Here is a 23,480-nt window from a genome sequence, read left to right as displayed (position 1 = left end):
TACCCATGACCGACACCGCAGAATCCCCCCGGGACGACCGCTGGCGGGCCCACGTGATGGTCCTGGCCTTCGGCACCTTCGCGGTCGGCACCGACGCCTTCGTCATCGCCGGCCTGCTCCCGGACATCAGCCGCTCCCTGGGCGTCGGCGTCGCGGCGGCAGGACAGCTGGTCAGCGTCTTCTCCATCGCGTACGCGGTGCTGTCGCCCGTCCTGGCCGCCCTCACCGGCACCTGGTCGCGGCGCACCGTCCTGCTCACGGCGCTGGTCGTCTTCGCGGTGGGCAACGTCGTCACCGCACTGGCCCCGGACTACCCGCTGGTACTGGCCTCACGGGTGCTCGCCGCGGCCGGCGCGGCGATGTTCACCCCGAACGCCGGCGCGACGGCGGCGGCCCTCGCGGGCCCGGAGCGCCGGGGGCGGGCCATCGCCATCGTGACGGTCGGCCTGACCTCATCGCTCGCTCTCGGTGCGCCGCTCGGCACCGCCATCGGCAACGCGCTGGGCTGGAAGGCGACCATGTGGTTCGTCACCGCGCTGGCCCTCGTCGTGGTGCCCGTCATCGCACTGCGCCTGCCCGACATCCGCCTGGGCACCGCCGCCCGGCTGCGCACCCGGCTGTCGCCGCTCACCGACCGCCGGGTGGCGGGGGTGCTCGGCTGCACGCTGCTGGCGTTCGTCGGCATCTACCTGCCCTACACGTACATCAGCTCCGTCTTCGCCCCGGCCACCTTCGGCGACGGCGGCCGGGTGGCCCTGCTGCTGCTGGTCTTCGGACTGGCCGGCACCGGCGGGAACCTGATGGCCGGCCGCCTCGCCGACCGCCACGGTCCGCGCCGGGTGGTCATCACCGCCACTCTCGGGCTGGCGGCCGTCTTCCTCGCCATGGTGCCGAGCCGGGGATCCTTCCTCCCCGCCGTACTGATGGTGGCGCTGGCCGGGCTGGGGTCGTGGTCGGTGACGGCCCCGCAGCAGCACCGCATCATCGCGCTGGCACCGGCGGGCGCGGAGTCGCTGGTGGTCTCCCTCAACGCCGCCGTGATGTACCTGGCCATCTCGCTCTCCAGCGTGCTCGGCGCGATCCTCCTGAGCGCCTTCGACTCCCCGGTGTACCTGCTGCCGGCGGCGGCTGCCTTCGTGGTCGCGGCAGCCCTGGTGGCCCGACTGACCGGCCGGCCGGGGCAGGGCGAGGGCGAGGCCGAGGACGAGGGCGAGGGCGAGTCGGCCGAGGGCGAGTCGGCCGAGGGCGAACCCGCCGCCTCGACCGTGCCGGTCTCCCCGGCGGCGAAGTGACCGCGGGTCCCGCCGGGGGTGAGGTGGCGGCCGGCCGCGGCGCGATGCGTCCGGCCGCCACCGGCCGGCCCCGATAGCCGACCCCGACAGTCGACCCCGACAGTCGGCGCCGTCGGCCGGGGCATTCTCGCGGTGGCGCCTTCCGGCCGAACCGATTTGCGGGACAGCCGCCCCACCGAACCGGCCCATGGTGTGATTTCGGCCAGCGAGTTCCACCTCTCACCGGCGGCCCCAGAGGGAACACATCGCACACGGACCCAGATCGGTTGACAGGCAAGAGTCAAGAGGTAAGCTGACGTTCCGCCAGCTCATGTGCGCACACGCCCGATTGACCGCTCGGGCACGCACTGCACTCCGGTTTCCGCCGACGCCTCCCCGTCGGCCATCATCGCACGGGGAATGCTCAGCGCCTACCGTCGCGTATCTCCTTTCTCGCGTGAAGTTCCGCCCACTCGCGGAATTTCGGCCTTTCGCTGATCAGTGACCGGATGGGATGGACACCCCCGATGGAAGAACCACTTCCCACGAACAGCACCGATTGGATCCGGATATTCGACCGTTCCCCGGAAACCGCACTGCGGCTGGTCTGCTGTCCGCACGCCGGGGCGTCCGCGGGCACCTACCGGGCCCTGTCCGGCGCGCTGCCCGCCGCCGTGCAGGCGCTGCCGGTCCAGTACCCGGGCCGGCGCGGTGGGCCGGCCGGCCCCGGCATCGACGACATCGGCGAGCTGGCGGAACGGATCAGCGCCGAACTCCTCCGGGCCGACGGGCCGTTGGGGAGCCCCGGGCCGCCGGTCGCGGTACTCGGCCACAGCATGGGATCGGTGGTCGCCTTCGAGGTGACCCGGCGGCTGGAGGAGGCCGGGGTGCAGCCGGTACGGCTGTTCGTCTCGGGGCGGCGCTCGCCCTCGGCCGGGCTGGGCCTGGATCTCCCGCGGGACGACGCGGAGATCCTCGCCGAGCTGAGGGAGTTGGGCGGGATCCCGGAGCGGCTGCTGGCGCGGCCGAAGTACCGCGAGTCGATCATGGCGGTGATCCGCACCGACTACCGCGCCAACTCGCGCTACCGCGCGCCCGCCGCCGCGCTGGTGAAGACTCCGCTCACCTTCCTCTTCGCGGAGGACGACCCCTACCTCGACCCCGACGCCGCGTTGGCCTGGCGCCGGCACACCGCGCAGGACTTCCGGCTCGCCTCCTTCCCCGGGGGCCACTTCTTCCTGAACGAGCAGTTGGCGGCCATCGTCACGGTGATCACGGCCGACCTGGGCATCGATTCCACCCCGCGAGGCACCGGAGGCCGGCCGTGAAGCAGGTACTGGACGAGACCGACGAGGACGTGGCGCAGCGGGTCTACGAGTTGATGCTGGCCAGGAGGTGCCTCAGCATCTCGGAGATCGCCGAGGAGCTGGACCTCCCGGTCGACCGGGCGGAGCAGGCCCTGGACACCCTGCGCGCCCTGAAGCTGGTCAAGTACTGCAAGACCCGCGGCTACCTGGCCGCGGTCAGCCCGGACAGCGCCCAGTTGGAGCTGATCCTGCCGCTGGAACAGGCGATCCATGACAAGCGGCGCGAACTGGCCGACTTCCACGACCAGTTGCGCTCGTTCACCGACACCTTCAGCAACCTCCAGCGGACCCAGCTGCGGCAGGATCCGGTGCTGAGCAACCAGGATCCGGAGCAGGCCCGGCTGCGGCTGGCCGAGGCGGTGCGCGACTGCCGGTCCGAGATCCTCACCATGGAGCCGCTCGCCCCCGGCCAGGGTCACGACTCCCCCGCGCTCGACCTGCCGGGCCTGTCGCCGGGGGTGCGAATACGGGCGCTCTTTCCCCACACCGCCCGCACCAGCCTGGTCTCGCGCGGCGGTCTTCGCGCCCTGGTCGAGTCGGGTGCGCGGGTCCGCACCTCGAACCAGGCCTTCGACCACCTGGTCATCGTGGGCGGCGAGGTGGCCTTCCTCCCCGACCCGCACCCGGAGCAGGGCGCCCCGGCCGTCACCGTGGTCTACGAACCGACGATCGTCTCCCGGCTGGTGCGCCACTACGAGTACGCCTGGCAGTCGGGAACGGACTTCGCCGCGAACGTCGTCAGCTACGGCGAGACCCTGGACGAGGTCCGCAGCGCCATCCTGGACCTGCTCGCCTCCGGGCTCAAGGACGACGTGGTGGCCCGGCGGATCGGCATGTCCTCGCGCACCTTCCGCCGTCATCTGGCCACCATCATGGAGGAGTTGCACGCCGAGAGCCGGTTCCAGGCCGGTGCGGCCGCCGTCCGCGCCGGCCTCCTGACCGGTCCGGGCGGCAGCGGCCGGGCCATGGTCCGGCCGCCCCGGCAGGTGGCCCGCACCGCCGACTGAATCACGGCCACCCGGGGCCGACGGGCCCCGGGTGGCCGCAAGCGGCCACACCGCATCAGGACATTGCGGGGCCCACCGGAATCTCCATACGGTCGAGAAGTGCCGGGAACAACGGCACGAACGTCGGGTCCGCCGACCATCAGGCGGCGGCCGGAGATCCCCGGAGGTCACTCCAGCATGGTCAGCAAGCTGATCAACCAGGACGACCGGTTCCTGGAAGTCCTCGATCGTCTGACCACGAAGTCGATCGACGACTACTACAACCCGTACAAGCTCTTCGAATGGCCGGAAAGCCTGCCCGAGGACATGTGGTGGATGAGTTCCGAACTCACCACCACTCACGGCACCGAGGCTCTCGACCGGCTCACCGAGAAGCAGCTGCACGCGTTGTCGCGGCACGAGAGCATCAACTTCTACAGCCTGAACGTGCACGGAATCCGCGAGCTGCTCATCGAGGTCACCCGCCGGATCCACACCACCGGTTTCGAGACGCCGTCGGAGTTCTTCCACCATTTCATCGGTGAGGAGAACGAGCACATGTGGTTCTTCGCCGAATTCTGCCTGCGCTACGGCGGGAAGATCTACCGCCAGCCGGCCGGCGCGGCCGCCGAGATCCCCCGGTCGAACGTGGAGAGCCTGCTGGTCTTCGCCCGGATCCTGATCTTCGAGGAGCTGGTCGACCACTTCAACTCCCGGATGGCGGTCGACGATCGGCTGCACGACACGATCCGGGCCATCAACCGCATCCACCACCAGGACGAGTCCCGGCACATCGCCTTCGGCCGCGAGCTGGTCTCCGTGCTCGCCGAGGACGTGAAGCGGACCTCGACCGAGGCGGAGCTGGCCGAGATCGCCGGCTACCTGCGCCGCTACATGACCTACAGCTTCGAGACGCTCTACAACCCGCAGGTGTACCGGGACGCCGGCATCGAGAACCCGCTGGACCTGCGACGCGAACTGCTCGACTCCCCGGCCCGGACCGAGTTCGAGAAGAGGGTCTTCCGCAAGACCGCCAAGTACCTGGAGAGGACGGGGATCATCTGATGGGCCACACCCTGCCGCACGCCGCGGACCTCTCCGAGGGGCTGGTCATCCTCGACCCCGGCCGCACCGACCTCCTCCTGGAGCTCGACCGGACGTTCAGCGGGTGGGGCCGGTCCGCCGGCGCCGGCGAGATCCTCGCGCCGCCGCTGTACCCGGTCTCCGACCTGGAGCGGTTCGACGTCTACACCAACTTCCCGCACCTGGCCCTGGTGGCCGCCCGGCTCGATCTGGCGGACGGCGGGGCGAAGCCGGCGGACGGTGTCTTCCCGCCCTCCGCGCTGACCGGAGCGCAGGTCGGCCTCCCGCACGCGACCTGCTACAGCGCCTTTCTGTACCATCGGAACACCGTCGTCGCCCCCGACACCCTGACCACCCTGGTCAACCGCTGCTTCCGCGCCGAGGAGCGCTACGAGGGCCTGCGCCGACTGCTCAGCTTCCAGATGCGGGAGATCGTGGCGCTCGGCTCCTTCGAGCACACCCAGGACGTCATCGGCGTGTTCGGCGAGCGGATCGCCGCGTTCGCCGAGGCGCTCTCGCTGAAGCTGGACAAGGTCCCCGCGTTCGACCCGTTCTTCCAGAGTGACGGCGGCCGCGCGCTGCTGCAGAAGCTCAGCCCGGTCAAGTACGAGTTCCAGGTCGGTGACCTGGCCATCTCCTCGGTCAACACGCACCGCAACTTCTTCGGCGAGCGCTGCGACATCCGGCTCGCCCACAACGACTTCGCCTACAGCAGCTGCGTGGCCTTCGGTCTGGAGCGCTGGCTCTCCGTCCTGCTCGACCTGCACGGGGACGACGCGGCGCAGGCCCTGGACGCGGTGCGGACCGCCGCGCGACAGGTGTCCTGAGATGTCCGGCGGACGGGTCGGAGTGGACCTCGTCCCGTTCGGCCGGGTGCGCGAGCTGCTCGCTCCGGGAGCCGGCCCGGCCCTCGCCCGGATGCTCTCCGAGCGGGAGCTGCGGCTCTGTTCGGCGCCGGCCGCCCCGGACGTCGCGGGCATCGCCGGGCGGCTGGCCGCCAAGGAGGCCGTCTTCAAGCTGTTCCGGCAGTCCGGGCAGACCCTGCCGTGGCTCGGCGTGGAGATCCTGCGCGACGACGGCGGCTGGCCGGTCGTCAGGCTGAGCGGGCGCGCCGCCCGGCTCGCCCGGGAGGCCGGCATCGAGGGCATCGACGTGAGCATCGCGCACGACGAACCCTGCGCGGTCGCGGTCGCCTTCGCCCGGACGGGTTCCGGGCAGCCGCAGCCACTGGCCCCGGACCCCCGGTAGCCGCCGCCCCGAGAGCCGGCGCACCCCCCTGCCCCCGTACCCCCGAATCCCCGTACCCCCGAATCCCCGAATCCCCGTACCCGCCGTCCCCGACCCCGGGGGCCGGTACCGGCCCCCACCGCGGGCCGGAGAGAAACCGAGGAGTGGCCATGGCTTCGCCAGGAATCGACGACGTCCGCGACTGGATCCTGGGCCGGCACCCGGACCGGGTCTCCGTCGCACCGGACGAGAACCTCATCGAGAGCAGGCTCGTCGACTCGCTCTCCTTCGTGGAGCTGGTCTACGTGATCGAGAGCGCGAGCGGCACCGAGATCGACTTCGACAGCATCGACATCCAGGACTTCCAGACGCTCTCCGCGATCGAGAAGACCTTCTTCGCCCCCGCCCGACTCCCCTAGGAGGCACCCGCCATGGAAGCTGTCTCGTACACGGCCCAGTGGACCGCCGCCGCCCGGGCCGTGGAGTCCGAGCGCACCGGCGACGCCCTCTTCCGGGACGAGTTCGCCCGGGAGCTGGCCGCCCCGCGCGGCTTCGAGCTCCTGGACAAGTACGGCGGTGGCGGGCTCGTCCCGTTCATCGCGATCCGCACCCGGTACCTGGACGACAGCATCGACACGGTGCTGCGCGAGAGCGACCTGCGGCAGGTCGTGCTGGTCGCCGCCGGCATGGACACCCGGGCGTACCGGCTCGACTGGCCGGCCGGAACCACGGTGTACGAGGTGGACCACGCCGGCCTGGTCGAGGAGAAGCGCCGCCGGCTGGCGGCGCTGGGCGCCGAACCGGCCGTCGAGCGCCGCGAGGTTCCGGCCGACCTGGCCGGCGACTGGCTGCCCGCGCTGCACGAGGCCGGTTTCGACCCCGGGCGGCCCACGCTCTGGGTCACGGAGGGCCTGATGTTCTTCCTCACCGAGGAGCAGGCGGCCGGTCTGCTCGCCACGCTGGGATCCGTCTCCGCACCCGGCAGCCGGCTGGCCGTCGACTTCGTCAGCCGGGCGTTGCTGCGCAGCCCGTTCTCCAAGGCGTTCCTGAACGGCCTGCGGGAGGACGGCACGCCCTGGCTGTTCGGCACCGACGACCCGGAGGAGTTCCTGGCCGCCGCCGGGTGGAAGGTCCGGGATCTGCGCGAGCCCGGGGAGCCCGGCGCCGGGCAGGGCCGCTGGCCGTACGAGGTGCAGCCGCGCGAGCGCCGGGGCGCGGCCCGCAGCTGGCTGGTCCGCGCCGAGTTCTCCGGCAGCTGAGGGGGCACCGATGAGCACCGCGACCACCCTGGAGCGGATCGAGTCGTTCCTTCCCGAACGCAGCGTGCGGATCGACGAACTGGCCGGCCCGCTGGGGCTGCGGCGCGCCGAGATCGGCGTGTTCCGGAAGATCTACGGTCTGGACCGGCTGCGGTTCGACCCCGGCACCGGCCTTTTCGACCTGGTGCTCCCCGCCGCCCGCCGCGCGCTGGCGGCGCTGCCGCAGGGGCGGCGGATCGAGTACGTGATCTACGCCCACACCATGCAGACCCTGACCCCGCCGCACATCGACGCCGCCCGGGTCATCCGCGCGGAGCTGGGACTGCACGAGGCCGAGGCGTTCGCCCTCACCCAGCAGGCCTGCGTGAGCAGCCTCGGGGCCGTCGACCTGGCCGGCGAGCTGCTGCGGGCGGAGGGCCGGCCGGGTGCGTACGCGCTGATGGTGACCGGGGAGCGGGCCTACTCGCCGAAGGTCCAGCTGATCCCGAACAGCGCGATCATGGCGGACGCGGCCGCCGCCTGCCTGGTGACCACCGGCGGATCCGGGGACACGGTGCGCTCCTTCCTGACCCGCACGCTCGGCGAGTACGCGGCCGGGCTGGACATGACCCGGGAGGAGGTCCAGGGCTTCGGCGCCGCCTACGCCGGAGTGCTCGGCGACGTCATCCTGGCGGCCGTCCGGGAGGCCGGGCTGGACTTCGCCGACATCGACCTGGTCGTTCCGCACAACGTCAACGCGGTCTCCTGGCGCCAGACGATCAAGGAGATGGGCGCGGACCCGGCCAGGTTCTTCCTCGACAACATCCCGCTGTACAGCCACTGCTACGCCTCGGACGTGTTCGTGAACTACACCACGCTGCGCGAGCAGGGCCGGCTCGTCGAGGGGCGTCACTACGTCCTGGTCTCGGTCGGCCTGGGCGCCACCTTCGGCGCCATGGTGATCACCCATCGGAAGGGAGACGCGCGATGACCGGCACCGCGTACACCGCGGACCTGAAGGAGGCGCTCACCGGCGACCGGGACGCGCGGTTCGTCTGGCTCTGCAACTTCGAGGTGGAGAAGCAGTGGGCGCACGGCTTCACCGGCCTGCCGGCGCCGCGTGTCACGGCCACCGCCGCGACCGTCCAGCGGATGGAGGAGCTCGGGGCGCTGCTGGCCGAGCCGACCGACTTCCTGCTGCTGGACCGCCCGCTGGACCAGGGCTACCGGGGCTACGTCGAGAAGTCCGGTCTCGGGGCGCCCGCCGAGCTGGTCACCCGGGCCCCGGCCGGCGCCGGCGGGACCAGCGCGGCCGTGCTGGACTCGCCGGAGCTGCTGCACCGGCTGCGCCGGCTCGCCGACGGCGGCGCCCACCTCATGCCGATGGGCAACTCGCCGCTGGAGCAGGAGATCTGCCGGCTGACCGGGCTGCGCCCGGCGGTGCCCGACCCGCAGACCTCGGCCCGGGTCAACAGCAAGATCTACAGTCGCCGGCTGACCGAGGAGCTCGGCCTGCGCACCATCCCCGGCTTCTGCTGCGAGACGGTGGAGGAACTCCGCCGGGCCCTGGACGAAGGGCTGCGCGACGGCGGCCCGGTGATCGTCAAGGACGCCTACGGCGTCTCCGGCAAGGGTCTGATCGTGCTCGACGACCGGGCCCGGGCCGACCGGCTGCTCCGCATGGTCGACCGCCGCGCACGCACCTCCGGGAGTGACGCCATCCACGTGGTGGTGGAGAGGTTCCTGCCCAAACGCTTCGACCTCAACTACCAGTTCACCATCGACCGCGGCGGAGAGGTCCGGTTCGACTTCGCCAAGGAGGCGCTGACCGCCGGGGGCGTGCACCTGGGACACGTGATGCCCGCCGGGCTCTCCCCGGAGCAGCACGAGGCTCTGGCCGACGCCGCCGTCCTGCTCGGTGCGCGGCTCCACGCGGACGGCTTCTTCGGGGTCGTCGGGGTGGACGCCCTGCTCGGGGCCGACGAGCTGGTCTACCCGGTGCTGGAGATCAACGCCCGTCTGAACATGTCCAGTTACCAGGGTCGGGTGACCGAGCGCTTCCTGCGCCCGGGCGGCGCGGCGCTGGCCAGGCACTACCCCCTGCGGCTCGACCGGCCGCTGTCCTTCGACGAGGTGGCCGACGCCCTCGGCGAGCTGGCCGAACCACCGGTCGACGGCACCGGCCTGATCGTCACCTGCTACGGCACGGTCAACGCCCAGGCCGGCCGGGACGGGCCGTTCGACGGCCGGCTGTACACCCTGCTCTTCGCCGCCGACCGGGAGGGCCTGGCCTCGGTCGACCGCCGGGTCACCGACCGGCTGCGCCGACTCGACCACGCCGGGAGGACACCGTGAACGCCGGGGAACTGCGGGTGCAGGGCATTCCCGTGTCACACATCGCCGAGGAGTTCGGCACACCGCTGTTCGTCTACGACGCCGACGTGCTGCACGAGGTCTACCGCACGCTGCGCGACGGGCTCCACCCGGCGGTGGACGTCTTCCTCTCGCTCAAGGCCAATCCCAACGTCGCGATCGCCGGGTACCTCGGCTCGCTGGGCGCCGGCGCCGAGATCTCCTCGCTCGTGGAGCTGATGACGGTCCGCCGGGCCGGTATCGCGCCGGAGAACGTGATCTTCCTGGGGCCCGGGAAGACCCGCGCGGAGCTGGAGGCCTGCGTGGCGGCGGGCCTGCACGCCGTCGTCTGCGAGTCCTTGGACGAGCTGCGCGCGCTGGAGGAGATCGCGGCCGAGGCCGGCCGTGAGGAGGTGCCGGTGCTGCTGCGCGTCAACCCGGACTTCCACACCAAGGGCTCGGGGCTGGCGATGAGCGGCAAGCCCCGGCAGTTCGGCATCGACGCCGAGCTGTTGCGCCGCTCCCGGCCGGTGATCGACGGACTTCGCCGGGTGAAGGTCCGCGGCTTCCACGCCTACATGGGCACCCGCTTCCTGAACGCCGAGGACCTGGTGCACAACACCCGCCAGATCCTGGCGCTCGCCGAGGAGCTGTCGCAGACCCTCGGCGTCCCGCTGGAGACGGTCGACTTCGGCGGCGGCTTCGGCGTCGCCTACTTCGACAACGAGAAGGACCTCGACCTGGCGGCCACGGTGGCCGGGATCAACGAGGTCGTCGAACCCTTCGTCCGGGCGCACCCCGGCTGCCGGCTGATCAACGAGCTCGGCCGCTATCTGACCGCTCTCGCCGGCACGTACGTGGTGCGCGCGCTGTACGTCAAGGAGTCGCTGGGCGAGCGGTTCGTGGTCGCGGACGGCGGGACCAACCACCACATGGCGGCGGTCGGCGTCGGCAGCTTCGTCAAGCGCAACTTCCCGATCCGCTCGCTGACCCGCCACGGGCAGGAGCCGGAGGGCGTCTACACCGTGACCGGGCCGCTGTGCACGCCCAACGACGTCATCGGCAGGAAGGTCCCGCTGCCGCCGGTCGCCGCCGGCGACCTGCTGGGCGTGGAGCGCTCCGGCGCGTACGGACCGACGGCCTCGCCCGGGCTGTTCCTCAGCCACGGCTTCCCCGCCGAGGTGCTCGTCCACCGCGGCACCGCGCACCTGGTCCGGGAGCGCGACCACCAGGAGGAACTGCTCGCCAAGCAGCGCCTCGTCGACTTCGGACCGCCGGCCGTCAACGGGCTGCCCGGCCCCGCAGCAGAGGAGTGACACGGAAGATGGAACGTCAGAACGTGGTGTCCGCGGTCGAGGCGGCCCTCAGCGAGGTGCTGGAACGTGCCGTCGGCGACCTCTCCGAGGACGCCCGGCTCTTCGAGGACCTGCACCTGGACTCGACCTCCGTACTGGAGCTGCTGATGGTGCTGGAGGACACCGTCGACATCTCGGTGGACCCGGAGGAGCTGGACATGGACGACTTCCGGTCGGTGGGCACGCTCACCGACTACGTCCTGTCCCAGCGGACCGGCGGGGCGTGAGATGCCCGCACTGAACGCGGCCGCCGTGGTGGTCGCCCCGCCACGGCGGCCCTACGACGACGATCCGGCGAAGCTCGCCTACTACCGCGACCTGGTCGAGCCCTTCGGCCTGGAGGTGGCGCAGGACCTGCTGCGCGCCGGGCCGAACGTCGACCACCGCGACCTCGTCGACCGGCTGGCCGCCGACGAGGAGGTCCGCGGGGCCGCGCCCGATCTGGTGATCGTGGCGCAGGCGCTGCCGGACGTCACACCCTTCACCGCGATCGGTCCCTACCTCGACCACCTGCTCGGCGGTGGGGCCACCAGCCTCGGCATCCACCAGCAGGGGCTGGCCGCGCCGTTCACCGCGCTGCGGATCGTGGCCGCCTTCCAGCGGGCCGGCCGCAGCCGGCGGGCCGTCGTCGCCGTCCTCGAACAGACCACCCTGCCGACCCGGTTCCCGCTGGTCCACGACAACCACCTGGTCGACTCCGGCGTCCTGCTGGTCCTGGGCAGCGAGGACGGGCCGCAGGTGACGAACGTCGAGACGATCCCCTCGACCAGGTCGGCGACCGGGCGGATCGAGGAGCTCGCCGCCAAGGACCCGGAGGGCACCCTGCTGGTGACCGGGCCGTGGTTCGACCCGCGCGCGCTCCCGGAGGGCCTGACCCGCCACCGGGTGAGCCCGGGCACCTACTGCACCAGCGTGTGGCTCGCCCTCGCCCGCAACTGGCGCGCCTGGCAGCAGCGGTACACCACGGTGCTGCTCTGCGACACCGACCCGCGCTCCGGCGAGAGCCACCTGGCCGTGCTGCGCTCGGCGCCCGACGCCCCGCAGCCGGACCCGGCCGGGGGGATCCGGTGACGCCGGGGCAGGGCGCGCCGCCCGCCCCGGCGGCGCGGGTGGACTTCGCCGCCGCCCTCGACGCCCTCGACGCCTGCCACGAGCGGGCCGCGCCGGGAGCCGTGGTCGTCTCGCCCGGCGGCTGGGCGATCGCCTCGGCCGCACGGCTGCCCGGGGGCGCCCCGGTACCGGGCTGCCCGGCCGCGCTGGTGGCGGCCGGGCACCGGGCACCGGCGGCCGGGCCCGTCCTGGCGGCGTTCGCCGACGGGTTGCTCCGGCTGCAGCTGGGCGCCCTGCGCGAGGTGCTCGACGGCGCGGTCACGCACCTCGGCGGACGCCTGTCGGAGGGCGCCAGCCTGCTCAACCGCCAGCTGCCCCGGGGCGCGGTCGCCGACGTCGCCCTGGCGCTCGCCGAGGTGGAGGACCTGCTCGGGCTCCCCGGCCCGGACGGCGCCCGCCGGTGGCGGGTCCACCGGGAGCTGGTGACCGCGGGGCGCACCGCGATCAAGCTGTACGGCGCGAGCGGCTTCGCGGCGGACGGGCCGGGCACCCGGTTGTACCTGACCGAACTGCTCGGCAACACCTACCTGCTGCCGTCCGGCCGGCCGGCGCGCGACACCGAGACGGAGGGCGCAGATGAGTGACCCCGACTCGCCCCGGACGGCCGCACTGCGGGCCCACGTCCAGGAGGCGGCGCGGGAGTTGCGGGGGCTCGGCCTGGAGCTGGACCGCGACCCGGAGGCGATCGACCGCTGGCTGCACCTGCCGGCCGTGGACCTCATGCGCCTGTGCACCGTCCCGGTGGAGTACCTGGAACGCCCGCTGCGTCTGGACGGCCACACCTACGACCTGACCTCCTGCCTCGAACACACCATCACCATCGAGGAGTTGAGCTACGGCGACGCCGGGTTCATGCTGGCCTGCCCGGGCCCGCTGATGTCCGGCGTGGCGGTGGCCGCGCTGGGCGACGACAAGCAGCGGCAGGCGTACTACGAACGGCTCGCCGGACCGACGGCGACCTGGACGTTCTTCGGGCTGACCGAGCCGGCCAGGGGATCGGCCGCCACCGAGCTGGAGACGGCCCTGACCCCGGACGGCGACGGCTTCCGGCTGAACGGCGCGAAGCGCTGGGTGGGCAACGCCGCGTACGCGCAGCTCGGCGTGGTGTTCTGCCGGCGGGCGCCGGGGCCGCTCGGGATCGAGGCCGTCCTCCTCGACACCGACTCCCCCGGGTTCCGGGCGGAGCGGATCCCGACCGTCGGCCTGCGCGGCGCCCGGATCTCCGCGATCGAGCTCGACGACGTCCGGGTGGAGCCGGAGCAGGTGCTCGGCTACCGGACCCTCAAGCCCAGCCGGCGCGGCCTGGTCGGCGCCGTCCGGACGCTGCAACGGTTCCGGCCGGTGCTGGCCGGCACCGCCCTGGGGCTGGTCCGCGCGGTGCTGGACCACGTGCACGAGCAGCGCCCGGCGCTCGGCGCCGCGGCTCGGCTGCGGCTCGACGACCTGCGGGACCGGCTGGCCGCGCTGCGCCGGCACAACTACGAGGTCGCCGTGGCCGTCGACGCCGGGCGGATCCGCCCGGACCGGATCGCCGGGGTGAAGACCCGCGCCGCCGAGCTCGCCGAGGAGGCCACCCTGGCCGCCGCCGAACTGCTGGGCCCCGCGGCCCTGCTGGAGGATCCGCTGCTGGACAAGCTGTACCGGGACGCCCGCGCCTTCGAGTTCATGGAGGGGACCGGCCACATCCAGCGGCTGGCCGTCTTCCAGGGCGTGCTCAAGGGGACGTTCCTCGGGTGAACGGGTCGGGCGGGTACCGCGGGCCGGGGGTGTGCTGACGGTGTGGATCGGAGTCGACGTCCTGCACGAGGACGAGTTGTCCGCGCTGCTGGAGCGCCCCTGGTTCCGGGCGTACGCGTACGCCCCGGCGGAGCTCGCCCTCGCCGGGGACTACGGCGAGGAGCGGGCCCGGGAGTTCCTCACCGGCCGGTTCGCGGCCAAGGAGGCCGCGCTCAAGGTGATCGGCACCGGCGTCGGCTCCGGGGTCACCCCCCGGCAGGTGGCCGTCCTGCGGACCGTTCTCGGGGCGCCCGTCGTGCGGCTGTCGGGCGCCGCCGCGCAGCGGGCCCGGGAGCGCGGCATCGCCGGGATCAGCGTCTCCATCACGCACAAGCGCGGACTGGTCATGGCGGCGGCGATCGGGGTGCCGGGCCGCCCCGCCGGGACCGCCGGGGCGGTGGCCCGCGGCAGTTCGGACACCGGACCGCCCGCCCCGGGTCAACAGCCGGTGAACATCGTGATCACACCGGTGACCCGGTCCGGCGGTGATCGTTAGGCGAATGTGTTAACCGACATCGACACCCCAGAATCCCGCTCCGTGCCCGCCGGACCGAGCGCCCGGGCGCTCACCGCCGCGCTCTTCGACGACGGGCCCGCGCCCACCCACGAACACTGGCGGAAGATCGTCTCCACCGAAGCGTTCCGCCACCGTGAGGGCCTGAGTACCGCCGAACGGGCCGCGCTCTCCTACGAACGCCTGCGGGTCCTCGACGAGGAGATCCCCTGCGCCGAGGAGCTCGCCCGCGACCCCCGGACGCTCGCCGCGATGCACGAGTGGACCGCCACCGTCGACGGCGGCCTGGCCACCGTCGCGGGCATCCACTACAACCTCTTCCTCGGCAGCCTCCTGGACAGCGCCGACGCGGGCCACGGCGCGCCCAGGACCGACCTGGCGCAGTTCGCCGGCCTGGGCCGCACCGGCACCTTCCTGTGCACCGAACGTGACCACGGCAACGACGCCGCGGCGCTGGAGACCACCGCCACCCTCGACCCGGAGAGCGGCGGATTCGTCCTGCACACCCCGCACGAGGGGGCGCAGAAGTTCATGCCGAACACCAGCCCGATCGGTGGCCCCAAGAGCGCCGTGGTCGCGGCCCGCCTGCTCGCAGCCGGCCGGGACCAGGGGGTGTTCCTGTTCCTCACCCCCCTGACCGACCGGCACGGCCCGCTGCCGGGCGTGCGGATCACCCCGCTGCCCGAGCGGACCGGCACGCCGGTCGACCACTGCGCCACCTCCTTCCAGCACGTCCGGCTGCCGCGCACCGCGCTGGTGGAGGGTCGCCACGGGTGGTTCGGCCCCGACGGGGAGTTCCGCAGCGAGCTGGGCAGCGCCCGCAAACGCTTCCTGCACGCCATCGGCCGGGTGACCACCGGCAAACTCTGCATGAGCGCCTGCGCCCTCGGCGCAGCGCGAGCCGCCCTGGCGATCGCCGTCCGCTACGCCGGCCGACGGCACATCTCCGGGCCGGTCGCGGGGCTGCGCATCCCGCTGGCCGCGCACCGCAGCCACCACGGCCGGCTGCTGGAGGGCCTGGCCACGGCGTACGCGATGACCTTCCTGCACCGGTCGGTGGTGCGGCGGTGGGTCGCCCACGAGCCGGCCGAACGGGCCACCGTCGAAAGGCTGGTGGCGATCGCCAAGGGCTGGATCAGCTGGCGGGCACGGAGCGTCGCGATCGAGTGCCGGGAGCGGTGCGGCGCGCAGGGGCTCTTCCCCGTGAACGGGCTCGCCGCGTTCCCGGCCGACATGGAGGGCGCGATCACCGCCGAGGGCGACAACCTCGCGGTCTGGTGCAAGGCCGCGTCCGAGATGATCTTCGGGCACGAGCCGGCCGGGCCGGCGCCCTCGGTCGGACCGGACCCGGACGACCTCGTCCGCCTGCGCGGCCTGCTGGCCGCCGCCGAGCGGATCTGGCACGCCCGGGCCCGGCAGGGGCTGCGCGCAGGCCCGGCGGGCGACCCGATCGGCCGCTGGAACAACGCCGTCGCCGCGGCCCTGGAGGTCGTCGGCGCGCACGCCTGTCTGCAGGCCGCGGACGCCTTCGCGGAGGCGGTCGCGACGATCCCCGACCCGGCCACCCGCGGGCTCCTGTCGGCCCTCTGCCGGCTGTTCCTGCTCCGCGAGATCAGCGGCTCCAGCGGCGACCTGCTGGCCGACGGGCACCTGAGCGCCGAGCAGGTCCGCGCGCTCCCGGCGGAGATCGAGGAGGTGACCGCCCGGCTCGCCCCGCACCTGGCCACCCTGGCGGAGGCGTTCGACCTGCCCGAGGAGCACCTGGCCGACCTGCCCATGCTGGCGGGCGCCCGGTAGCGGGAGCGGGCCGCCGGACCGACCCGGGGCTCGGTCCGAGGGCTCGGTCCGGCACCCCGGCACCCCGGCCCCGGGGCTCGGTCCGGCGCCCCGGCCGTCCGCCCGACCCGGTGGCTCAGTCCCGTGCGTCGCCGATGCTCCGGGTCAGCCAGTCGATCCAGAACGTCTCCAACCCGATGCCCGCCTGCAGCACCTGGTGCTGCAGGCGGTTCTCGTCGGCGGCCTTCTCCGGCGGGAAGTCCCGCTCCTCGATCTCCCGGTACTCCTCCAACTGGCGCCGGTGCAGATCGAGATGGCGGCGCAGCTCGTCCGCCAGGCCGTCCGTGCCCAGCACCGCGGCGGCCCGCAGGCGCAGCAGCAGCGGGTCCCGCACGGGCCTGGGGTCCTGGCGTTCGGCGACCCAGCCGGCCAACTCCTCCCGGCCGGCCGGGAGCACCTCGTACTCCTTGCGCTGCCCCCGGGAGGGCGGCTGGGGTACGGCGCTGATCAGCCCGGCCTGCTCCAGCTTGCCGATCTCCCGGTAGATCTGCTGATGGGTCGCCGACCAGAAGAAGCCGATCGAGCGGTCGAACCGCCGGGTGACCTCCAGCCCCGAGGACGGTTTCTCCAGCAGGGCGGTGAGGATGGCGTGCGGCAGTGACATGGGGCGATCCTAGAGGGGCCGGCCGGACCGTCAGAGGGTCGCCGCGAGCCGGGTGCCCTGGTCGATGGCCCGCTTGGCGTCGAGCTCGGCCGCGAGGTCGGCGCCGCCGATCAGGTGCGGTTCCAGCCCCTGGGCGCGCAGCGCGTCGTACAGGTCGCGGCGGGGTTCCTGGCCGGTGCAGAGCACCACGGTGTCGACCGGGAGGATCCGCCGCTCACCCTCGACGGTCAGGTGCAGGCCCTGGTCGTCGATCAGGTCGTAGGCCACGCCGGCGGTCATGGCGACGCCGCGGTGCCGGAGCTCGGTGCGGTGGATCCAGCCGGTGGTCTTCCCGAGGCCGGCGCCGACCTTGCCCGTCTTGCGCTGCAGCAGGTGGACGGTACGCGGGGAGCCGCGTCGGACGGGCTCGCGCAGGCCGCCGGGGGTGCGGTGCTCGGTGTCCACGCCCCACTGCTCGAAGAAGACCTCGGGGTCGAGGCTCGCACCGGCGCCCGGGTCGGTGAGGTACTCGGCCACGTCGAACCCGATGCCGCCCGCGCCGAGGATCGCGACCCGCTCCCCCACCGCCGCCTTGTCGCGCAGCACGTCCAGGTAGCCGACCACGCTGGGGTGGTCGGTGCCGGGCAGCTCGGGCAGGCGGGGGGTGACGCCGGTGGCGACGACGATCTCGTCGAAGCCCTCGGCGGCCAGGCCGGGCGCGGTGACGGTGGTGGAGAGCCGGACGTCGACCCCCTCGGCCGCCAGCTGGTGGCGGAAGTAGCGGATCGTCTCGTCGAACTCCTCCTTGCCGGGCACCTGACGGGCGATGGTGAGCTGTCCGCCGATCTCGTCGGCCGCGTCGTAGAGCGTCACGGCGTGGCCGCGACCGGCGGCGGTGACGGCGCAGGCCAGACCGGCCGGGCCGGCGCCGACCACGGCGACGCGCTTGCGCGACCGGGTCGGCGCGAGGACGAGTTCGGTCTCGTGACAGGCGCGGGGGTTGACCAGGCAGGAGGTGATCCTCCCGCCGAAGGTGTGGTCGAGGCAGGCCTGGTTGCAGCCGATGCAGGTGTTGACGGCCTCGGGACGGCCGCTCCGGGCCTTGGCGACGAACTCGGGGTCGGCGAGCAGCGGACGGGCCAGCGAGACCAGGTCGGCGTGCCCGTCGGCGAGCAGCCGCTCGGCCAGCTCGGGGGTGTTGATCCGGTTGCTGGTCACCAGCGGTACGCCGACGGCGCCCATCAGCTTCTTCGTGACCCAGGTGTACGCGCCGCGCGGGACGGAGGTCGCGATGGTGGGGATCCGGGCCTCGTGCCAGCCGATGCCGGTGTTGATGATGGTGGCACCGGCGGCCTCGACGGCCCGGGCCAGCCGGACGACCTCGGCGAAGGTGGAGCCGCCGGGGATCAGGTCGAGCATGGAGAGCCGGTAGATCAGGATGAAGTCCGCTCCGACCCGCTCGCGCACCCGGCGGACGATCTCGACCGGCAGCCGCATCCGGTTCTCGTAGGAACCGCCCCAGCGGTCCTCGCGCCGGTTGGTCGGGGCGGCGATGAACTCGTTGATCAGATAGCCCTCGGAGCCCATGATCTCGACGCCGTCGTAGCCGGCCTGCCGGGCGAGCGCGGCGCACCGGACGAAGTCCTCGATGGTCCGCTCGATCTCGTCCTCGGTGAGCGCGTGCGGGACGTACGGGCTGATGGGCGCCTGGACGGCGCTCGGGGCGACCAGGTCCTCGTGGTAGGCGTAGCGGCCGAAGTGCAGGATCTGCATCGCGATCCGGCCGCCGGCCCGGTGGACGGCGTCGGTGACGATCCGGTGCCGGTCGGCCTCCGCGTCGGTGGTGAGCTTGGCGCCGCCCGACCAGGGCCGGCCCTGTTCGTTGGGGGCGATGCCGCCGGTGACGATGAGGCCGACGCCGCCCCGGGCGCGGGTGGCGTAGAACTCGGCCATCCGCTCGAAGCCGTTCTCGGCCTCCTCCAGTCCGACGTGCATCGAACCCATCACGACGCGGTTGGGCAGCGTGGTGAAACCCAGGTCGAGCGGGCTCAGCAGGTGCGGGTAGGCGGTCATCCGGGTCTCCTCGCGCGACGGTGTCGCCACACGGTAGGGCGACGCACCAGTTTTATGCAACAAGTTGCACTGATGCGTCGCCCCTCCATGCGGATCAGGCCGACCCGCGCACCACCAGCTCCGTACGCAGGATCACCGTGGCCGGCTCCTCGCCGGCGATCTGGGCGAGCAGCAGCCGGACCATCTCGTCGCTGATCCGGTCCCAGGGCTGGCGCACCGTGGTCAGCGCCGGGCGGGTGGCGAGTGCCACCGGCGAGTCGTCGAAGCCGCCGACCGCCACGTCGCCCGGGACGCTGCGCCCCGAGCGCTCCAGTGCGACCAGTGCGCCGTCCGCCATCAGGTCGGAGGCGACGAAGACCGCGTCCAGGTCGGGCGCGTCGGCGAGCAGCCGCACTATGGCCGCCTCGCCGCCGGCCCGGCTGTAGTCGCCGACCGCCACCAGCCGCTCGTCGTAGGCGATGCCGTACTCGCCGAGCACCTCGCGGTAGCCGTAGAGCCGTTCCACCCCGCCGGGCGTGTCCTGCGGGCCGGCGATGGTGGCGACCCGGCGCCGGCCGGAGTCGAGCAGGTGGCGAACCATGTCCTTGGCCCCCTCCCGGTCGTCCGCCGCCACGTAGGAGACGCGCCCGCGCTGGCCGAGCGGCTTACCGCAGGAGACCACCGGGACGGCGGCCTCCCGCAGCTGCTCCAGCATCGGGTTGCCGCTGTGCGAGGAGACCAGCAGGACGCCGTCCACGTGCCCGGCCGCCAGGTAGCGCGCGACCCGGCGGCGCTCGGGCTCGTTGCCGGCCGTCATCAGCAGCAGCGGGATGTCGTGCTCGCCCAGCGCCGCGGTGCAGCCCCGCAGCAGGGTGGTGAAGTTGGGATCCTCGAAGAAGCGCTCCTGCGGTTCGGTGAGCAGGAAGGCGACCGAGTTGGAGCGCTGGGTGACCAGGTTGCGGGCGTGCCGGTTGACGACGTAGCCGAGCTTCCTGATCGCGGCGTTCACCGCCGCGAGCGCCGCCGGACTGACGTTGTGTCCGCCCTGCAGCACCCGCGAGACGGTCCCGCGGGAGACACCGGCCTCGGCGGCCACGTCGTGGATGGTGGGCGGCCGCCGGGTCTTTCCGGTGGCCCGGCCCCGGGGCGCGGGTTCCGTCATGGTCGCTTCCTCAACAAACGGTACTGGCGGACGGTCAGGACTTTACGGCCCCGGAGAGCAGATCGATGCGCCAGTAGCGCTGGAGCCCCAGGAACAGCGCGATCAGCGGTACCACGGAGAGCAGCGCTCCGGTGATCACCAGGGTGTAGAGGGCCGGCGCGTTGGCGCCCTGCTGGAGCAGCGAGTACAGGCCGACGGTGACCGGGAACTTGTGGTCGTCGCCGAGCATGATGTACGGCAGCAGGAAGTTGTTCCAGATCGCCACGAACTGGAAGAGGAAGACGGTGACCAGCCCCGGCACCATGATCGGCAGCGCGATGCTGCGGAACAGCCGGAACTCGCGCGCACCGTCCACCCGGGCCGCCTCGACCACCTCGTCCGGCACGGCGGCGGCGGCGTAGATCCGGGCCAGGTAGATGCCGTACGGGCTGACGATGCTGGGCAGCAGCACGGACCAGTAGCTGTCGGCCAGGCCGGCCTTCGCCATCAGCAGGTACTGCGGCACGGCCAGCGTCACCGGCGGCATGAGCACACCGGCCAGCAGGATGTTGAACAGCGCGGTGCGCCCCTTGAACCGGTACTTGGCCAGCGCGTATCCCGTCACGCCGGACAGCGCGGCGGAGAGCAGCGCGCCGACGCCCGCGTAGAGCGCCGAGTTGGCCAGCCACCTCCAGTAGACGCCGTCCCGGTAGTGCGAGAGGTCGGCCAGGTTGTGGAGCAGGCCGCTGCCCGGGGCGAAGGTGAAGGTGGTGAAGAGCTCCTGGCTGCTCTTGCTGGCGGCCATCACCACCCAGACGATCGGGACCAGGCAGTAGACCGCGCCGAGCAGCAGGATCAGGGTGGGTGTCCAGGCGGTGCGCCGGCGCGGCGCGGCGGGACCGCCGGGGGTGGAGCCCGGCGCGGGCGCGGTGCGGCGGCGGGCGGCGGGCACGGCCCGCCGGGTCAGGTCGGTGCTCATATCTCAGCTGCCTCCGTCGGAGCGCTTGTTGACCAGCTTGAGGAAGCCGAAGGACAGGATCAGCGTCACGACGGCGATGACCACCGAGGTCGCGGCGGCGGAGTAGATGTCGCCCTGGACGAAGGCGTCGCGGTAGACCTTCATCAGCGGGCTCCAGGTGGAGCTCAGGGAGTTGGTCAGCGGCTTGAGCGTCATCGGCTCGCTGAACACCTGGAGGGTCGCGATCATCGAGAAGAAGAAGGTGAGCACCAGCGAGGGGGCCACCATCGGGATCTTGATCCGCAGCGCGATCTGCAGCTCCGAGCAGCCGTCCAGGCGGGCGGCCTCGTACAGGTCGGCGGGAAGGGCCCGCAGCGACGTGTAGATGACGATCATGTTGAAGCCGGTACCGCCCCAGACCGCGATGTTGGCCAGCGCCACGAACAGCCCGTTGCCGTGCAGCAGGTCGGGCCCGCCGATGCCGGCCCGGGCGAGCAGGAAGTAGCCGGGGCTGACGGTCGGCAGGTACAGGAAGCCCCAGAGCAGCGAGGCGACGATGCCGGGGACGGCGTACGGCAGGAAGATCGCCAGCCGGGAGAAGGCCCGGAGCCGTACCCGGGGGGTGTCCAGCATCAGGGCGAGGAGCAGCGCGCCCCCGAGCATGGTCGGCACCAGCAGGGCGCCGTACAGCAGGGTGCGTCCGGAGCCGGACAGCAGCTCGGAGTCGGTGAGTGCGCTGCTGTAGTTGGACAGGCCCGCCCAGACCTCGGTGCGGGCGTGCGAGCCGAGACCGAGGCCCTTGATGTGGACGGCCCGGAAGCTCAGGTAGACGGCGTAGCCGATCGGCAGCGCGAAGAACAGCGCGAACAGGATGACGGCGGGGGTGAGGAAGGCGTACGGGGCCAGGCGCCGGGCGGGCCTGGTGGAGGGGGGCGCCGGTGCGGCCATGGCTGTCCTCGAATCAGGGGGCGGTGGGGGCGGGGCCCGGGGCTGCGGCGGCGCAGCCCCGGGTGCGGGCGGGGCGGCTCAGCCCTCCGTCGTGAAGCCGTTCTTCTTCAGGTCGGCGACGGTGGCCTGCTGCATCGCGCTCAGCGCGGCGGAGAAGTCGCTCTTGTCCTGGGCGGCCTTGCCGAAGGCGTCCTTGAAGGTGGAGTACGCGACGTTGACGTTCGGCCCCCAGGCGGCGGGGGCGGTGTTCTTCGCGATCTCGGCGGCCCGGGTGTAGAAGTCCGGCTGGTCGGAGAAGAAGTCCGGCGCCGTGGCGAGGGCGTCACCGCTCTGCGCGGCGGTGGCCGCCGGGTAGATGCCGGCCTCCTTGACCAGGGCGGCCACGGCCTGCGGGTCGGTGTTCAGCCAGGTGGCGAACTGTGCGGCGGCGTCCGCGTGGCCGGCCTTGGCCGCGCCGGTGGTGACGCCGGTGGTGGAACCGCCCCAGCTGCCGGTGACCGACTCGCCCGCGTTCCACTGCGGGAGCGGGGCGATGGCCCACTTGCCCTTGGTGTCCGGGGCGGAGCTGGTGAAGACGCCGGGCGCCCAGACCGCGCTGACCCAGGCGATCTGGGTGCCGTCGTTCAGCGCCTTGCTCCAGGCCGGGGTGTACATCGGCTGGTTGTCGATCGCGCCCTCCTTGACCAGACCGCCCCAGAAGTCGGCGACCTTCCTGGTGGCGGCGTCGTCGATGCCGACCTTCCAGGTGTCGCCCGAGCTGGTCCACCACTTGGCGCCGGCCTGCTGGGCGAGGCCGGCGAAGAGGCCGGAGTCGTTGGAGGAGAAGGTGGTCAGCGCCTTGGCCGGGTCCTTCTGCTTCAGCTGCCGGGCGGCGTCCGCGAACTCGGCCCAGGTGGTGGGCACCTTGAGGCCGTACTGCTGGAAGAGGTCCTGGCGGTAGTAGAGCGCCAGCGGGGCGCTGTCCTCGGGAATCGCGTAGACGGCGTCGGAGCCGAGGGTGACCTGCTGCCAGACACCGGCGGCGAACTTGTCCTTGGCGGCGCCCGCCTGCTTGGCGATGTCGGCGAGCACGTCGTTGCTGACCAGGGTGGGCAGCGCCTGGTACTCGGCCTGGACGAGGTCGGGCGCGTTGCCGGCCTTGGCGGCGGTGATGGTCTTGGTGACCGCGTCGTCGCCGGAGGCCTGCTTCTGGACGCTGACCTGGATGTCGGGGTGGGCCTGGTTCCAGATCTCGGCGACCTTGTCCATGTTCGGGGTCCAGGACCAGAAGGTCAGCTTCACCGGGCCGGCGGCGGCCTTGGCGGCCGTGTCGGAGCCGCCTCCGCTGCTGCCGCAGGCGGTGAGGACGAGCGCGCCGGAGAGTGCGGCGGCTGCGGCGAGGGCGAGGCGACGGTGCATGAATCCTCCCGAGGATCACGGCTGGGTCTGTGGGGGTGGGGGCCTGCGGGGCCCGTGCGGATCCGGGCGGTTGTTCGCACGGGGTTCGCACGGGATTCGCACGGGGTTCGCACGGGGGTCGCGCGGGGTTCGCACATGGGGGGAGCGCGCCGGTCGGCCGCCCAGCGACGGGGCGGGCCCTGTGACTGCGGCTTGTGCACGTTCACAGTACGGAAACCGGCCGGACACTTGTCAATCCCCGGAGTCGTACGGTTATCTATGCGAAACACAACGACCTTCGACTGT

23 protein-coding genes are annotated in these 23,480 nt (G+C 72.7%); 17 read left to right on the top strand and 6 right to left on the bottom strand.

Annotated features, from left to right (window positions below):
- Window positions 1-5 precede the first annotated feature (5 nt).
- From OG823_RS27465 to OG823_RS27385, 17 genes are all read left to right on the top strand, one after another.
- A complete protein-coding gene (locus OG823_RS27465; protein WP_371482695.1) occupies window positions 6-1,292 on the top strand; it encodes an MFS transporter in 1,287 nt (428 codons plus the stop codon).
- 506 nt (window positions 1,293-1,798) lie between these two features.
- Window positions 1,799-2,599, top strand: coding sequence for a thioesterase II family protein (locus OG823_RS27460; protein ID WP_371482694.1), 801 nt, complete (start codon window positions 1,799-1,801; stop codon window positions 2,597-2,599).
- Window positions 2,596-3,645, top strand: coding sequence for a LuxR family transcriptional regulator (locus OG823_RS27455; RefSeq protein ID WP_371482693.1), 1,050 nt, complete (start codon window positions 2,596-2,598; stop codon window positions 3,643-3,645). The genes OG823_RS27460 and OG823_RS27455 overlap by 4 nt, the downstream gene beginning before the upstream one ends.
- 177 nt (window positions 3,646-3,822) lie before the next feature.
- A complete protein-coding gene (locus OG823_RS27450; RefSeq protein WP_371482691.1) occupies window positions 3,823-4,689 on the top strand; it encodes a diiron oxygenase in 867 nt (288 codons plus the stop codon).
- Window positions 4,689-5,534, top strand: a complete 846-nt coding sequence (locus OG823_RS27445) for a hypothetical protein (protein ID WP_371482690.1) — start codon at window positions 4,689-4,691, stop codon at window positions 5,532-5,534. Before OG823_RS27450 ends, OG823_RS27445 begins: the two co-directional genes overlap by 1 nt.
- A 1-nt stretch (window position 5,535) precedes the next feature.
- Window positions 5,536-5,955 carry a holo-ACP synthase gene (locus OG823_RS27440; RefSeq protein ID WP_371482689.1) on the top strand — a complete coding sequence of 140 codons (420 nt, stop codon included), beginning with the start codon at window positions 5,536-5,538 and terminating at the stop codon, window positions 5,953-5,955.
- 149 nt (window positions 5,956-6,104) lie between these two features.
- Complete coding sequence (locus OG823_RS27435; RefSeq protein WP_371482687.1) at window positions 6,105-6,353, top strand: acyl carrier protein; 249 nt, start codon at window positions 6,105-6,107, stop codon at window positions 6,351-6,353.
- A gap of 12 nt (window positions 6,354-6,365) precedes the next feature.
- Window positions 6,366-7,193, top strand: a complete 828-nt coding sequence (locus tag OG823_RS27430; protein WP_371482686.1) for a class I SAM-dependent methyltransferase — start codon at window positions 6,366-6,368, stop codon at window positions 7,191-7,193.
- Window positions 7,194-7,203: 10 nt separating this feature from the next.
- A complete protein-coding gene (locus OG823_RS27425; RefSeq protein WP_371482684.1) occupies window positions 7,204-8,163 on the top strand; it encodes a 3-oxoacyl-[acyl-carrier-protein] synthase III C-terminal domain-containing protein in 960 nt (319 codons plus the stop codon).
- Window positions 8,160-9,527: a hypothetical protein gene (locus tag OG823_RS27420; RefSeq protein ID WP_371482683.1), complete on the top strand. Its 1,368-nt coding sequence runs from the start codon at window positions 8,160-8,162 to the stop codon at window positions 9,525-9,527. Before OG823_RS27425 ends, OG823_RS27420 begins: the two co-directional genes overlap by 4 nt.
- Window positions 9,524-10,840 (top strand): diaminopimelate decarboxylase, encoded by a 1,317-nt coding sequence (locus tag OG823_RS27415; RefSeq protein ID WP_371482682.1) that lies wholly within the window; start codon window positions 9,524-9,526, stop codon window positions 10,838-10,840. The genes OG823_RS27420 and OG823_RS27415 overlap by 4 nt, the downstream gene beginning before the upstream one ends.
- 8 nt (window positions 10,841-10,848) lie before the next feature.
- A complete protein-coding gene (locus OG823_RS27410) occupies window positions 10,849-11,106 on the top strand; it encodes an acyl carrier protein (protein ID WP_371482680.1) in 258 nt (85 codons plus the stop codon).
- 1 nt (window position 11,107) lies between these two features.
- Window positions 11,108-11,950: a hypothetical protein gene (locus OG823_RS27405; RefSeq protein WP_371482679.1), complete on the top strand. Its 843-nt coding sequence runs from the start codon at window positions 11,108-11,110 to the stop codon at window positions 11,948-11,950.
- Window positions 11,947-12,573 (top strand): hypothetical protein, encoded by a 627-nt coding sequence (locus tag OG823_RS27400; RefSeq protein WP_371482678.1) that lies wholly within the window; start codon window positions 11,947-11,949, stop codon window positions 12,571-12,573. Before OG823_RS27405 ends, OG823_RS27400 begins: the two co-directional genes overlap by 4 nt.
- On the top strand, window positions 12,566-13,726 hold the full coding sequence (locus OG823_RS27395) for an acyl-CoA dehydrogenase family protein (protein ID WP_371482677.1): 1,161 nt from the start codon (window positions 12,566-12,568) through the stop codon (window positions 13,724-13,726). The genes OG823_RS27400 and OG823_RS27395 overlap by 8 nt, the downstream gene beginning before the upstream one ends.
- 40 nt (window positions 13,727-13,766) lie before the next feature.
- A complete protein-coding gene (locus OG823_RS27390; protein WP_371482675.1) occupies window positions 13,767-14,261 on the top strand; it encodes a holo-ACP synthase in 495 nt (164 codons plus the stop codon).
- 42 nt (window positions 14,262-14,303) lie between these two features.
- Window positions 14,304-16,076: an acyl-CoA dehydrogenase gene (locus OG823_RS27385; protein ID WP_371482673.1), complete on the top strand. Its 1,773-nt coding sequence runs from the start codon at window positions 14,304-14,306 to the stop codon at window positions 16,074-16,076.
- A gap of 115 nt (window positions 16,077-16,191) precedes the next feature.
- On the opposite strand, the gene OG823_RS27380 is transcribed toward OG823_RS27385, so the two are convergent.
- The 6 genes from OG823_RS27380 to OG823_RS27355 all read right to left on the bottom strand — a co-directional run bounded on the left by OG823_RS27380 (window position 16,192) and on the right by OG823_RS27355 (window position 23,195).
- A complete protein-coding gene (locus tag OG823_RS27380; RefSeq protein ID WP_371482672.1) occupies window positions 16,192-16,719 on the bottom strand; it encodes a PadR family transcriptional regulator in 528 nt (175 codons plus the stop codon).
- A gap of 30 nt (window positions 16,720-16,749) precedes the next feature.
- Entirely contained in the window at window positions 16,750-18,771 is a 2,022-nt protein-coding gene (locus OG823_RS27375) for an FAD-dependent oxidoreductase (protein WP_371482670.1), read from the bottom strand.
- Window positions 18,772-18,865: 94 nt separating this feature from the next.
- On the bottom strand, window positions 18,866-19,912 hold the full coding sequence (locus tag OG823_RS27370; RefSeq protein WP_371482669.1) for a LacI family DNA-binding transcriptional regulator: 1,047 nt from the start codon (window positions 19,910-19,912) through the stop codon (window positions 18,866-18,868).
- A gap of 34 nt (window positions 19,913-19,946) precedes the next feature.
- Entirely contained in the window at window positions 19,947-20,870 is a 924-nt protein-coding gene (locus tag OG823_RS27365) for a carbohydrate ABC transporter permease (RefSeq protein WP_371482668.1), read from the bottom strand.
- Between the two features lie 3 nt (window positions 20,871-20,873).
- Window positions 20,874-21,797, bottom strand: coding sequence for a carbohydrate ABC transporter permease (locus OG823_RS27360; protein WP_371482666.1), 924 nt, complete (start codon window positions 21,795-21,797; stop codon window positions 20,874-20,876).
- Window positions 21,798-21,875: 78 nt separating this feature from the next.
- The gene (locus tag OG823_RS27355) at window positions 21,876-23,195 is read right to left on the bottom strand and encodes an ABC transporter substrate-binding protein (RefSeq protein WP_371482664.1); all 1,320 of its coding nucleotides are present in this window, start codon (window positions 23,193-23,195) and stop codon (window positions 21,876-21,878) included.
- Between the last annotated feature and the right edge of the window lie 285 nt (window positions 23,196-23,480).

This window comes from Kitasatospora sp. NBC_00315 (assembly GCF_041435095.1).
Taxonomy (GTDB): domain Bacteria; phylum Actinomycetota; class Actinomycetes; order Streptomycetales; family Streptomycetaceae; genus Kitasatospora.
Note: the sequence above shows the minus strand (reverse complement) of the source record. Positions and strands in the feature narration are given on the sequence as shown.